Here is a 12,342-nt window from a genome sequence, read left to right on the forward strand (position 1 = left end):
GCGTTCATGCGGCGGCGGGTTTGGCGAGGCGGGTCGGGCGCGGTTGCAGTTGGCCGCCGCAGTTGGGGCACGCCCCGCCCAGGGGACCTTGCACGCAGTCGGCGCAGAAGGTGCATTCGTAGCTGCAGATCAGCGCGTCGGTGCTGTCGTGCGGCAAGGCCGCGGCGCAGCGTTCGCATTGGGATTTCATTTCGAGCATGCAGGCGGCCTCGGTCGCGGCGGATGCGCGCAGCCTAGCGCGCGAAGGTGGCGACGGCGAGGATCGAATGCGCCGGGTCGCTTTGCCGCGGCGGCTTCGAGGTAGGAGCGGCGTGAGCCGCGACCGCCAAGCTTCGGCCACGGCGCGGTCGCGGCTCACGCCGCTCCTACCCAGGGCGAACGCAAGGCGAACCCAAGGCGGATGCGACGCGGCTTGCGGCCGCGGCCTATTTCGGCGCGAGTATCTTCGACAGCCGGTCGGGCGTGCCCGGGATGCGTTCCAGGCGCGGGTACTTGAGGCCGTCGCGGTAGTCGATGCGCACCGTCTTCACCATTTCGCCCTGCTTCACCACCAGCTCGATCGGCTGGCCTTTGTCCTTGGCGGCGGTGATCGCATCCTTCAGGCGTTCGCCCTCGAAGGCGTAGCCGTTGACCGCGAGCAGCGTGGAGCCCGGTGCCAGGCCGGCGTTGAAGGCCGGGCCGTCCCAACGCACCGACGACAAGGTCGAGTCCTTGTTCGACACGATCAGGCCCAGCGACCAGTTCAGGTCGGTAACCTTGCGCACGCCTTCGGTCTGCTTGACGTAGTCGCTGGGCTTGTCGCTGTAGACCAGTTTCCAGCCGCTCGCGGCCAAGCCGTCCAGCGGCGCGGCGTTGGCGTCCAGGCGTTCGCGCAGGAAGCCGGCCCAGTCGTGCCGGGCGACGCCGTTCAGGGCCGCGACTACGTCGTCGAAGGTGTAGGTCTTGACCGCATAGCTGCCGTCGTCGACGCCGAAGAACGCGGCGGCGAAATCGTCGAGCGAGCGCTTCTCGCCGCTGAGTTCGCGCAGCTTGGCGTCGACCGCGAGCCAGATCAGTTGGCCGGCGGAGTAGTACTCCTCGCTGAGCTGCTGGCTGCGATAAGGCTGCGGCCGGCGCAGGCCGATGATGGGATCGTTGGTGGTGTCCTGGACGTTGCGCCAGGCGAAACCGGGGCGGTCGGTGGTGTAGGCCGCCACCGTCACCGCCAGCACTTCCAGCGCGGTCTGCTCCTTCCACATCCGGGCGCGCGCGGTCAGCACATAACCCCAGTATTGAGTCTGGCCTTCGTAGACCCAGAGCAGGCTGTCCTGCATGGGCACGTTGAAGTTCGGCGTGGCCAGGTCGGCCGGACGCCGGAACTTGCCGTTCCAGGAGTGGGTGTACTCGTGCGCGAGCAGATCGCGGCCGACGACGTTCTTGTCCCAGTCGGTGAAGTACTCCGGGTCCAGGCCGTTCTCGCTGGAGCGGTGATGCTCCAGGCCGATGCCGCCGAGCTGGTCGGACAGCGAGAACAGGAAGTCGTAGTGGTCGTAGTGCTGCGAGCGGAACAAGCGCGTCGCCTGTTCGACCATGCGCCGGTGCGCGGCGATCTGCTCGGGCTTGGCCTCGAGGTACTTGGGATCGTCGGCGACCACGTTCAAACGCACCGGCACCTTGGCGCCGGGGGCGAGGTCGATCTGCTGGTAGTGGCGGCCGGCGAACAGCGGCGAATCGACCAGCGTGTCGAACGGGACCGGCTTGTAACGCAGGGTGTCGCCCTCGCGCGCATCGACTTCCAGCGCGGTGCCGGACTGCCAGCCCGCGGGCAGCTTCAGCGAAGGCGCGATCCGGATGCGGCCGGCGTCGTGGCCGGCCGGGTACAGCGCGACCGCGTTCCACTGCAGGCTCAGCATGTCCTGGCTCATGACCACGCGGCCCTGGTCGCCGCCGGTCGGCGAGAGGTAATCGAACGCGAGTTCGATGGTGCTCACGCCCTCGGGCACCACCAGCTTGAACGCGTAGACGTCGAGCGGGTCGCGCTTCCAGGCGATGCGTTGGCCGTTGCCGGTGACGACCAAGCCGGCGAGCTTGTTGATCGGGCCGGTCGGCGAATGGTTGCCCGGCAGCCACTGCGGGTAGAGCAGGGTCAGCGGCCCGGGCTGCACCGGGATGCGCTGCCTGGCGTGGAACACGCGATGGGCGAGATCGGTGGCGTCGACCTCCAGCGTCAGCGTGCCCGGGTACGCGCTGTCCGGCACCGGCTTGTCGGCCGACGGCGCGGTCTGTGCGGCGGACGACAAGGGCAGCAGCGCCGCGATCAGCAGCGGCAGCACGGCGGGCGACGGACGGACGGGCATGGAGACGGCTCCGGCGTAACGAGGACGATCCCGCATCCTACGTGCGCTGGCCGCGCGCTCCCCTCCCATAGGTCACGTTTCGCGGCCGGTCGGCGCGGAATGCCGCCTCCGGCACAGTCGGCAGACCGGCACGGACCGAGGGCCGTGCGAGCAAGGTACGTCGCTCCCATGGAAAGCCTGCAAGGCCACGGCCGCTCGAGCCGGCCACAGCCGTGCGCGCTTACGGGGCGCGCTGGAACTCAAGCACCGCGCCGCCCTGGCGCAGGGTCAGGATCTTGGCCGGGCCGGGCTCGGGCGCGAACTCCAGCACCGCGCCGACCGAGTCGATCGCGAAACGCGTGGGCGAGGTCGCGGCCAGCGCGAACGGCGGCTGGCCGGACATCTGCGCCATCAGCTGCTCGCCCTGCTGGAACACGTTGAGCTCCATCGCCTCGCGCGTATAGCGCCCGACCACGCGTTCGCGCGCGGCCGCGGGCAGCGCGATCGCGACGGTCTCCGCAGGCAGCGGCTCCTGGGTGCGCGGCGAGAAGTCGCCCTCGCCTTCGCCGTTGGGGTAGTAGCGGGTACCGGTCACAGCGCCGCCGGCGTCGCGTTCGAAGCGCAACCGGCTCAGGCCGTCCTCGTACAGGAATTCGTCGGGGCCGATCGCGGTGAGCTGCATGCGCTGGCCGCCGATGCGCTGCGAGATCAGGCGCCCGTCGACGATGCGCATCGCCCGCGCGGTGTTCGCGTCGGAGCGGTACACGCCTTCCAGCGGCCGCAACTGCGCCAGCGTCGGCGCCGTTGCGCCGGGCTCGGGATACGCCTGGCCGATGGCGTAGGCGGCGATCTTGCGCGCGAGCACACTGGGGCTGCGCTTGCCGGGCGCGACGCTGTCGTTGTTCTGCACGATCGCGACCGTCACGTCGCTGCCCGGCACGTACAGCAGAAACGACTGCGATCCGAAGATGCCGCCGCCGTGCGACAGCAGCTCGCCGCCGCGCAGGGTGGTGTGGGCGATACCGTAGCCGTAGCGATCCTTCTGCGCGGCGCCTTCCGGCGCGATCATCCGCGCATAGGTGTCGCTGCGCAGCACCTTGCCTTCATGCAGGGCGCGGTTCCAGCGCAGCAGATCGTCGACGGTGGACACCAGCGCGCCGGCCGCATGCGGCTGGCTCATGCTGGCGTACATCGCCGGCGCCAGCCGGCCGTTGCTGATCGTGTAGCCCTGGACCTGGCCGGGGATCAATGCGTGATCGTCGCCCCAGCGCGTGTGCGCCAGGCCCAGCGGCTGGAACAGCGCCTGCTGCAGGTATTCGTGCCAGGGTTGGCCGCTGGCGGCCTCGATCACCGCGCCCACCAGCACGTAGCCGGAATTGTTATAGGCCCACTGCGCGCCGGGCGCGAAATCCACCGGCAGGTTTTTGAAGGTGTCGATCAGCTGGGCGGTGCTCAGGTCCATGCGGATCGGACCGGCCATCACGCCCGGAATGCCGGTGTAGCTCTTCACGCCGGAGGTGTGGTTGAGCAGCTGGCGCACGCTGATGTGCGCGCCGTTGGGATAATCGGGCAGGAACTTCGAGAGCGGATCGTCCAGGCCGACCTTGCCGGCCTCGACCAGCTTGAGCAGGCCGGCGGCGGCGAACTGCTTGGTCACCGAGCCGATCCGGAACACGCCGTCGGGCGTGAGCGGCACGCCCAGCTCGACGCTGGCCTCGCCGCGCGCGCCGCGGAACAGCACCTGGTCGCCGCGCGCCACCAGCAGCGCCGCGCCGGGGCCGTCGGTCGGGTAGTTGTCCTGCAATTGCTGCTGGGCGTAGCGGGCGACCTCGGCCGCGGACGGCGGGGCGGCGGCGGCACAGGGCAGGGACAGGCCGATCAGCGCGAGGGACAGGATCCAATGACGCATGCGGGAAGGCTCCATGGCAAGGCGGCGGCCGTGACTAGGGCGCACTTTCGCCGCGCGTCCCTGCCGTCGCGCCGACCATACCGGGTGCCGATCAGGCACCACCAGTGTCGGAAGATCAGCGCCGCCAGACCAGGCAGCGGTTGTTGGCCGGCATGGGGACGTCGGCGATCAGGCCCAGGCCGATGGCGCGCGCGAGCGCGTCGACGGCCTCGAAATCGCGGATGCCCGAGACCGGGTCGCGCGCCTTCAGCCAGCCGTCGAACTCGCGGTTGCTGTCGCTGGTGTAGTCGCCGCGGTAGTTGAACGGACCGTAGACCACCACGGTCGCGGCATCGGCCAGCACGGTGGCCAGCCCGGCGAACAGCGCCTGCACCTGCGGCCAGCCCATGATGTGCAGGCTGTTGGCGCTGAACGCCGCGTCGTAGCCGCGGATCAGGGCGATCGGATCGGAAGGAATGGGCGGCGGCGGAGCGAAGCCGGGCGCCGGCTCGGTCACCGCGGCCAGTTCGAACGGCGGCGGCGTGTTCGCCAGCGCGGCCTCGTCCAGCCAGGCGCGGATGCCCGGCAGGTATTCGGCGCGATCGGAGCATTGCCAGGTCCAGCCCGGCATCGCCGCGGCGAAGTGCACCGCGTGCTGGCCGGTGCCGCTGCCGATTTCGAGCACGCTCGCGCGCGCCGGCAGGTAGTGCCGCAGCACGGCCAGGATCGGCTCGCGGTTGCGCTCGCACGAAGGCGAATGCGGCTTGTCGGTCATGCGCCCGGGCCCGCGGCGCGCATCACGCGCGGGCGCCCGCACGCGCCAGACCGGCGACCAGGCTCAAGGCCACCGCCTCGGCGGTCTTGATGCCGTCCACGCCCGCCGAGAGGATGCCGCCGGCATAGCCCGCGCCTTCGCCGGCCGGGAACAGGCCGCGGGTGTTGAGGCTGTGGCCGTCTTCGCCGCGGGTGATCCGCACCGGTGACGAGGTCCGCGTCTCCACGCCGGTCAGGACCGCATCGTGCAGGGCGAAGCCGCGCAGTTGTTTGTCGAAGGCCGGCAGCGCCTCGCGGATCGCGTCGATCGCATAGCCGGGCAGCGACGCGTCCAGGCTGCCCAGACGCACGCCCGGCGTGTACGAGGGCCGGACTTCGCCCGATTGCGTGGACGCGCGCCCGGCGATGAAGTCGCCGACCAGCTGCGCCGGCGCTTCGTATTCGCCGCCGCCGAGCTCGAACGCCAGCGCCTCCCAATGCCGCTGCAGGGCGATGCCCGCGAGCGGGCCCTGGCCGTACGCGGCGTAGTCCTCCGGGGTGATGCCGCACACGATCGCCGCGTTGGCGTTGCGTTCGTTGCGCGAGTACTGGCTCATGCCGTTGGTGACCACGCGCCCGGGCTCGCTCGCCGCGGCGACCACGGTGCCGCCCGGACACATGCAGAAGCTGTAGACCGAGCGGCCGTTGCGGCAGTGGTGGACCAGCTTGTAGTCGGCCGCGCCGAGGATCGGATGCCCGGCCTGCGGACCGAAGCGGGCGCGGTCGATCAGCGATTGCGGATGCTCGACCCGGAAGCCGATCGAGAAGGGCTTGGCTTCGACGAACACGCCGCGCTCGTGCAGCATCGCGAAGGTGTCGCGCGCGCTGTGGCCCAGCGCCATCACCACGTGGTCGGCGCGCAGCTGCTCGCCGCCGGCCAGGGTCACGCCGCGCACCTGGCGCACCCCGGCCGTGTCGGTCTCGACCAGCAGGTCGTCGACCCGGTGCGAGAAGCGGATTTCGCCGCCCAGCGATTCGATGGTCGCGCGCATGTGCTCGACCATCGACACCAGCCGGAAGGTGCCGATGTGCGGCTTGCTGACGTAGAGGATTTCCTCGGGCGCGCCGGCCGCGACGAATTCGGTCAACACCTTGCGGCCGTGATGCTGCCTGTCGCTGATCTGGCTGTAGAGCTTGCCGTCGGAGAACGTGCCGGCGCCGCCTTCGCCGAACTGCACGTTCGACTCCGGGTTGAGCACTTTCTTGCGCCACAAGCCGAAGGTGTCGACGGTGCGTTCGCGCACGGCCTTGCCGCGTTCCAGCACGATCGGGCGGAAACCCATCTGCGCCAGCACCAGCGCGGCGAACAGGCCGCAGGGGCCCATGCCGATCACCAGCGGCCGCAGCGGCAGCTGCGCCGGCGCGCGCGCGACGAACTTGTAAGCGGTGTCCGGGGTCGGGCCGAGCTTGACCGGCGTCGCCGCGGCCGGCGCGGTCGCGGCGCGCCGCAGCAGTTCGGCCTCGCGCGGGGTATCGACGTCGACCGAGTAGATCAGGGTGATGTCGCCGCGCTTGCGCGCGTCGTAGCTGCGTTTGGCGACGGTGTAGCCGGTCAGTTCGTCGGCGCCGATGCCCAGGCGGGCCAGGATCGCCTCGCCCAGCGCGGACTCGGCATGGTCCAGCGGCAGCTTGATGTCGGTGAGTCGGAGCATGGGCCAGGGCCTGAACGGTGGCGCATTTTAGCGGGTCGCGCGTGCGGGTCGCGGCTTGGCCTCAGCGGACGCAGGCCGATGCCCGCGTATCGGCTGGCTGAACGTCTCACAGGCTGAGACGGGCTGCGGGTCCACTGGCGGCTGTCCGATCCGGAATCCGGCCATGCCCAGCGCCCTCGCCCTCGCCCACGACGCAGACCCTTCGCACCCGCTCGCGCGCCAGCGCGGCGACCGCATGCCGGCGAACGGCGAGGCCCTGGGCGATGCCCTGATGCGGCGCTACGCCGACCGGATCACCGGCAGCTTCACGATCCCGGGCCGCGCGGGCACGTACGCGCCGATCCCGGACGAAGTCCCGGCCGCGTTGAAGGCGGCCCTGCGCGCGCGCGGGATCGAGCAGCTCTACAGCCACCAGGCCGAGGCCTGGGCCGCGAGCCAGGCCGGCGAACACGTCGCCGTGGTCACCCCGACCGCCTCGGGCAAGTCGCTGTGCTACACCCTGCCGGTCGTGGCCGCGGCCATGGCCCAGGGCAGCAAGGCGCTGTACCTGTTTCCGACCAAGGCGCTGGCCCAGGACCAGGTCGCCGAACTGCTGGAGCTCAACCGCGCCGGCGAGCTCGGGGTCAAGGCCTTCACCTTCGACGGCGACACCCCCGGCGACGCGCGCCAGGCGATCCGCCTGCACGGCGACATCGTGGTCTCCAACCCGGACATGCTGCACCAGGCGATCCTGCCGCATCACACCAAGTGGGCGCAGTTCTTCGAGAACCTGCGCTACGTGGTCATCGACGAGATCCACACCTACCGCGGCGTGTTCGGCAGCCATGTCGCCAACGTGCTGCGCCGGCTGCAGCGGGTGTGCGCGTTCTACGGCGCGACACCGCAGTTCATCCTGTGCTCGGCGACCATCGGCAACCCGCAGGCGCATGCGCAGGCGCTGATCGAGGCGCCGGTGCGGGCGATCGTCGAGTCCGGCGCGCCGGTCGGCGACAAGCACGTGCTGCTGTGGAACCCGCCGGTGGTCAACGCCGACCTCGGCCTGCGCGCCTCGGCGCGCTCGCAGAGCAACCGCATCGCCCGCATCGCGATCAAGTCCGGGCTCAAGACCCTGGTGTTCGCGCAGACCCGGCTGATGGTCGAGGTGCTGACCAAGTACCTCAAGGACGTGTTCGACCACGACCCGCGCAAGCCGGCGCGGATCCGCGCCTACCGCGGCGGCTACCTGCCCAGCGAACGCCGCGAGGCCGAGCGGGCGATGCGCGACGGCCGCATCGACGGCATCGTCTCGACCTCGGCGCTGGAACTGGGCGTGGACATCGGCAGCCTGGACGCGGTGGTGCTCAACGGCTATCCGGGTTCGGTCGCCGCGACCTGGCAGCGCTTCGGCCGCGCCGGCCGCCGCCAGCGTCCGTCGCTGGGCGTGCTGGTCGCCAGCTCGCAGCCGCTGGACCAGTACGTGGTGCGGCACCCGGAGTTCTTCGCCGACAGCCCGCCCGAGCACGCGCGGATCGCGCCGGACCAGCCGCTGATCCTGTTCGACCACATCCGCTGCGCGTCCTTCGAGCTGCCGTTCCAGGTCGGCGAGGCCTACGGCCCGATCGACCCGCAGGTCTACCTGGAAGCGCTGGCCGAGACCGAAGTGCTGCACCGCGAGGGCGAGCGCTGGGAGTGGATCGCCGACAGCTACCCGGCCAACGCGGTCAGCCTGCGCTCGGTCGCCGACGGCAACTTCGTCGTGGTCGACCGCAGCGACGGCCGCCAGACCATCATCGCCGAGGTCGATTACTCGGCCGCGGCGCTGACCTTGTACGAAGGCGCGATCCACATGATCCAGTCCACGCCCTATCAGGTGGAGAAGCTGGACTGGGACGGCCGCAAGGCCTACGTCACCCGCACCCACGTCGACTACTACACCGACTCGATCGACTACACCAAGCTCAAGGTCCTGGAGCGCTTCGACGGCGGCGCGGCCGGCCTGGGCGACAGCCACCACGGCGAGGTCCACGTGGTCCGGCGCGTGGCCGGCTACAAGAAGATCCGCTACTACACCCACGAGAACATCGGCTACGGCCCGGTCAACCTGCCCGACCAGGAACTGCACACCACCGCGGTGTGGTGGCAGCTGCCGCAGGCGGTGCTGCGCTCGGCCTTCGCCTCGCGCCAGGACGCGCTGGACGGTTTCCTCGGCGCCGGCCACGCCCTGCACGTGGTCGCCACGGTGGCGGTGATGGCCGACGCGCGCGATCTGCAGAAATCGGTGGGCAACGGCGACGGCGCCTGGTTCGCGAGCAGCGACCGCAACGGCCGCGGCCAGCTGCGCGGCGTCGAGGGCGGCGAGGTCGTGCTGGGCGAGGTGCAGCAGTTCGTGCCCACGGTCTATCTGTACGACAACTTCCCCGGCGGCGTGGGCTTGAGCGAACCGCTATGGACGCGCCAGGCCGAACTGCTGGCGCGCGCATCCGAACTGGTCGAGCGCTGCGACTGCCGCGCCGGCTGCCCGGCCTGCGTCGGCCCGGCCCTGGCCGCCGACGAACACGAGGGCGCGACCACGCCGAAATCGCTGGCGCAGCGGGTCCTGGCGCTGCTGCGCGAGGACGCCGCGGCATGAGCGTCAGCGCCGACAAGCTGCGCATGCTGCAACGCCAGGCGCGTGGCGCGGCGCCGCCGTCGCCCGTACCGATGCCCGCACCGGCGGCGCCGCCGGACGCGCAGCACAGCCTGGAACAACTGCGCCGCCTGCTCGGCGTGCGCGAACGCGCGCCGGCCGCGTGGGCGCCGCCGCGCGCGCCGCTGGACCGCGATCTCCCCGGCGAGGAGATCGCGCCCGGCCTGCGCCTGATCCAGGACCACCTGCCCTGCGAACTTCCGGCCCAGGCGCTGTCGCTGGCCTTCGCCAAACGGCCGCAGGACTGCGTCGATCCGCAGCGGCTGCTGTTCTTCGACACCGAGACCACCGGCCTGGCCGGCGGCACCGGCACCCGCGCCTTCATGGTCGGCGCCGCGGACTGGCACCGCGACCCGCAGCGCGGCGACGGCCTGCGCGTACGCCAGCTGCTGATCACCACGCTGTCGGCCGAGGCGGCGATGCTGCGCGCGTTCGCCGACTGGCTGCAGCCCGACACCGTGCTGTCCAGCTACAACGGCCGCTGCTACGACGCGCCGCTGCTAAAGACGCGCTACCGGCTGGCCCGGCTCGAAGACCCGCTGATCGAACTCGACCACGTCGATCTGCTGTTTCCGACCCGGCGCCGTTACCGCGGGCGCTGGGAGAACTGCCGCCTGGCGACGATCGAGCGCGAGCTGCTGCGGATCGTGCGCGAAGACGACCTGCCCGGCTCGCAGGCGCCGGCCGCGTGGCTGCAGTACCTGCGCGGCGGCAGCGCCGGCCTGCTGCGCCGCGTCGCCGCCCACAATCATCAGGACGTGGTGACCCTGGCGCGGCTGCTGCAGGGCCTGGTCGACGCCGAAGCACAGTCGCCGCACTAGCGCGGCGCCTTCATGCGCCGCACACGGCGCGCGCCGCAGGCTGCGCGCATCTCACTCAATGGAGCCGTGCCATGTCGCGCTTCGTCCTGCCCATCGTTGTCCTGCTGTCGATGGCCGCCTGCGCCACCACACCGCCGCCGCCCGGATCCGCGACCGTCCCTAGCGGCCAATGCAATGCCGAAGGCGCGCGCTGGGCGATCGGCCGCGGCATCGACGACGACACCACCAACCGCATCCTGCGCGACACCGGCAGCCGCGACGCGCGCGTGCTCAAGCCCGGCTCGGCCGCGACCATGGACTACCGCGCCGACCGCATCAACATCGATCTCAACGACCGCGGCGCGATCACCGGCCTGCGCTGCGGCTGACGCGCAGCACCTGCGCGCGCCGCGGCACGGCGCGCGCTTGTTCGAAACGACGGCCGGCGGCCCCGGGTTAATCTGCGGCACAGCCACGCGCGAGCACCCTGACCGCGCCCACCACCCGGAGCCCCGCCATGACCTCGTCCCGTATCGCGCTCGCCGCCGGCGCCCTCGCCATGGCCGCCCTGACCGCTTGCGCCAGCCAGGCCAACCCGCCGCAGATGTCGCGCCCCTTGCCGCCGGAAGTGATGACCTGCAACGCCGACGCCGCCAAGTCCGCCGCGCTGGGCAAGACCGCGAGCGCGGACGTGGTCGAACGCGCGCGCAGCGAAGCCGGCGCCAAGAGCGCACGCGTGCTCAAGCCGGGCCAAATGGTGACCATGGAGTTCCAGGAAAGCCGGCTCAATATCGACGTCGACGACAAGAACGTCATCACCAACCTGCGCTGCGGCTGAGCCCGCGCGCCGGTGCCGGCGCGCGCTAGACTCGGCGACGACCCCCAACGGAGTTCCGCATGCGTCGCGCGCCCTGGCTGATCGCCGCCGTCGTCCTGCTCGGCCTGTGGCTGTGGTCGCAACGAACGGCGCATTCGCCTGTCGCGCAGGCGCCCGGCGCCTCATCGCATTCCGCGCCGGAACCCGGCGCGTCGGCGCAGGCGCAAGGCGCGCCCGACACCGGCTACCCCGCTTTCCTGCCGGTCGAGGCCCACGCGGTGCTGGACCGGATCGCGCGCGGCGGCCCTTACGAGCATCGCCAGGACGGCGGCACCTTCCAGAACCGCGAACGCCGCCTGCCCAGCCGGCCGCGCGGCTACTACCGCGAGTACACGGTCGAGACCCCGAGCTCGAACGATCGCGGCGCACGCCGCATCGTCACCGGCGGCGATCCGCCCAGCGAGTACTACTACAGCGACGATCACTACCGCAGCTTCCGCCGCTTCGATCCGCAGGGAGCGTCGCGATGAACGCGCTCGAACTGCGCGCCCTGCTCGCCGACCCGGCCCAGGCCGGCGCCTACTTCGTCGATGCCCGCGACACCGAGGCCATGGCCGAGGCCGGCGCCGCCCTGGAATTCGCGGTCGCGCGCATCGACCTCGACGGCTGCGCCGACAAGGCCGAGCTGCTCAGGCGCATGGCCGCGGCGCTGAGCTTCCCCGACTGGTTCGGCCACAACTGGGATGCGCTGGCCGATTCGCTCGAAGACCTGTCCTGGCTGCCGGCGGCCGGTTATCTGCTGCTGCTCGAACGCGCCCAGGACTGGCAGGCCCAGGCCGGCGACGACGCGGCGGCCTTGCTCGACATACTCAACGAAGCCTCGGCGCAATGGGCCGAGGCGCGCAAACCGTTCTGGGCCCTGTTCCCGATGCCGAGCGATCGCTTGGACGCGATCGCACCCTGAACGCAGGGCCGATCGGGACGTTCGATGGTGCGGTTGCCGGCGCACCCCCGGCCGGAACGTGATCCGTAGGCCGCGGTAAGCCGAAGGCGCACCGCACCGACGCCATCGGCCGTACCGCACGACGCTCGCCGCGCGCGCACCGGGTTCAACGGCGCTCGTCGTCCTTGTCCTTGCCCTTCAGGTCGATCTTGTCTTCCTTGTCGCCCCAGCGCGCTTCCTGCTTGCGCTCGCACCACGACGGCACCGGCTCGCCGGGGCGGTCGGGCTGGCTGGCGCATTCCGGGCGGGCGTCGACGGCGGCGTTGGTGTCGAGGTAATCGGGCGTACTGGCGCAGGCGCCCAGCAACAGCAGCGGCGCGAGCAGGCAAAGACGCAGGGACATGACGGGCTCCGTGGCGGACGAAAGACCGACCTTGCCGCAGCGCGCG

11 protein-coding genes and 1 pseudogene are annotated in these 12,342 nt (G+C 71.2%); 6 read left to right on the plus strand and 6 right to left on the minus strand.

Annotated features, from left to right (window positions below; translation table 11 throughout):
• Positions 1-4: 4 nt before the first annotated feature.
• The 5 genes from ASE10_RS07435 to ASE10_RS07455 form a co-directional block, all read right to left on the minus strand.
• A complete protein-coding gene (locus ASE10_RS07435; RefSeq protein WP_200945857.1) occupies positions 5-190 on the minus strand; it encodes a DUF1272 domain-containing protein in 186 nt (61 codons plus the stop codon).
• A 235-nt stretch (positions 191-425) separates the two neighbouring features.
• A complete protein-coding gene (locus ASE10_RS07440) occupies positions 426-2,336 on the minus strand; it encodes a M61 family metallopeptidase (protein WP_056306188.1) in 1,911 nt (636 codons plus the stop codon).
• Between the two features lie 220 nt (positions 2,337-2,556).
• Positions 2,557-4,224: a serine hydrolase domain-containing protein gene (locus ASE10_RS07445; protein ID WP_055905368.1), complete on the minus strand. Its 1,668-nt coding sequence runs from the start codon at positions 4,222-4,224 to the stop codon at positions 2,557-2,559.
• A gap of 115 nt (positions 4,225-4,339) precedes the next feature.
• Positions 4,340-4,978, minus strand: a complete 639-nt coding sequence (locus ASE10_RS07450) for a DUF938 domain-containing protein (RefSeq protein ID WP_055905371.1) — start codon at positions 4,976-4,978, stop codon at positions 4,340-4,342.
• A gap of 22 nt (positions 4,979-5,000) precedes the next feature.
• Positions 5,001-6,668, minus strand: a complete 1,668-nt coding sequence (locus tag ASE10_RS07455) for an NAD(P)/FAD-dependent oxidoreductase (protein ID WP_055905374.1) — start codon at positions 6,666-6,668, stop codon at positions 5,001-5,003.
• 235 nt (positions 6,669-6,903) lie between these two features.
• Between ASE10_RS07455 and ASE10_RS07460 the strand changes: the two genes are divergently transcribed.
• From ASE10_RS07460 to ASE10_RS07485, 6 genes and pseudogenes are all read left to right on the plus strand, one after another.
• Positions 6,904-9,276 carry a DEAD/DEAH box helicase gene (locus ASE10_RS07460; RefSeq protein ID WP_157481138.1) on the plus strand — a complete coding sequence of 791 codons (2,373 nt, stop codon included), beginning with the start codon at positions 6,904-6,906 and terminating at the stop codon, positions 9,274-9,276.
• 119 nt (positions 9,277-9,395) lie between these two features.
• Positions 9,396-10,154, plus strand: a pseudogene (locus ASE10_RS07465) (ribonuclease H-like domain-containing protein); the annotation flags it as partial.
• Positions 10,155-10,225: 71 nt separating this feature from the next.
• The gene (locus tag ASE10_RS07470) at positions 10,226-10,522 is read left to right on the plus strand and encodes an I78 family peptidase inhibitor (RefSeq protein WP_055905380.1); all 297 of its coding nucleotides are present in this window, start codon (positions 10,226-10,228) and stop codon (positions 10,520-10,522) included.
• 128 nt (positions 10,523-10,650) lie between these two features.
• On the plus strand, positions 10,651-10,971 hold the full coding sequence (locus ASE10_RS07475) for an I78 family peptidase inhibitor (RefSeq protein WP_055905383.1): 321 nt from the start codon (positions 10,651-10,653) through the stop codon (positions 10,969-10,971).
• Positions 10,972-11,030: 59 nt separating this feature from the next.
• Complete coding sequence (locus tag ASE10_RS07480; protein WP_055905385.1) at positions 11,031-11,480, plus strand: ribonuclease domain-containing protein; 450 nt, start codon at positions 11,031-11,033, stop codon at positions 11,478-11,480.
• The gene (locus ASE10_RS07485) at positions 11,477-11,914 is read left to right on the plus strand and encodes a barstar family protein (protein ID WP_055905388.1); all 438 of its coding nucleotides are present in this window, start codon (positions 11,477-11,479) and stop codon (positions 11,912-11,914) included. The genes ASE10_RS07480 and ASE10_RS07485 overlap by 4 nt, the downstream gene beginning before the upstream one ends.
• A 145-nt stretch (positions 11,915-12,059) precedes the next feature.
• Here the strand turns inward: ASE10_RS07485 and ASE10_RS07490 are convergent, their stop codons facing one another.
• A complete protein-coding gene (locus ASE10_RS07490; RefSeq protein WP_055905391.1) occupies positions 12,060-12,296 on the minus strand; it encodes a hypothetical protein in 237 nt (78 codons plus the stop codon).
• Positions 12,297-12,342: the final 46 nt, after the last annotated feature.

Origin of the sequence: Lysobacter sp. Root76, assembly GCF_001428685.1 — a bacterium.
Classification (GTDB): Bacteria; Pseudomonadota; Gammaproteobacteria; order Xanthomonadales; family Xanthomonadaceae; genus Lysobacter.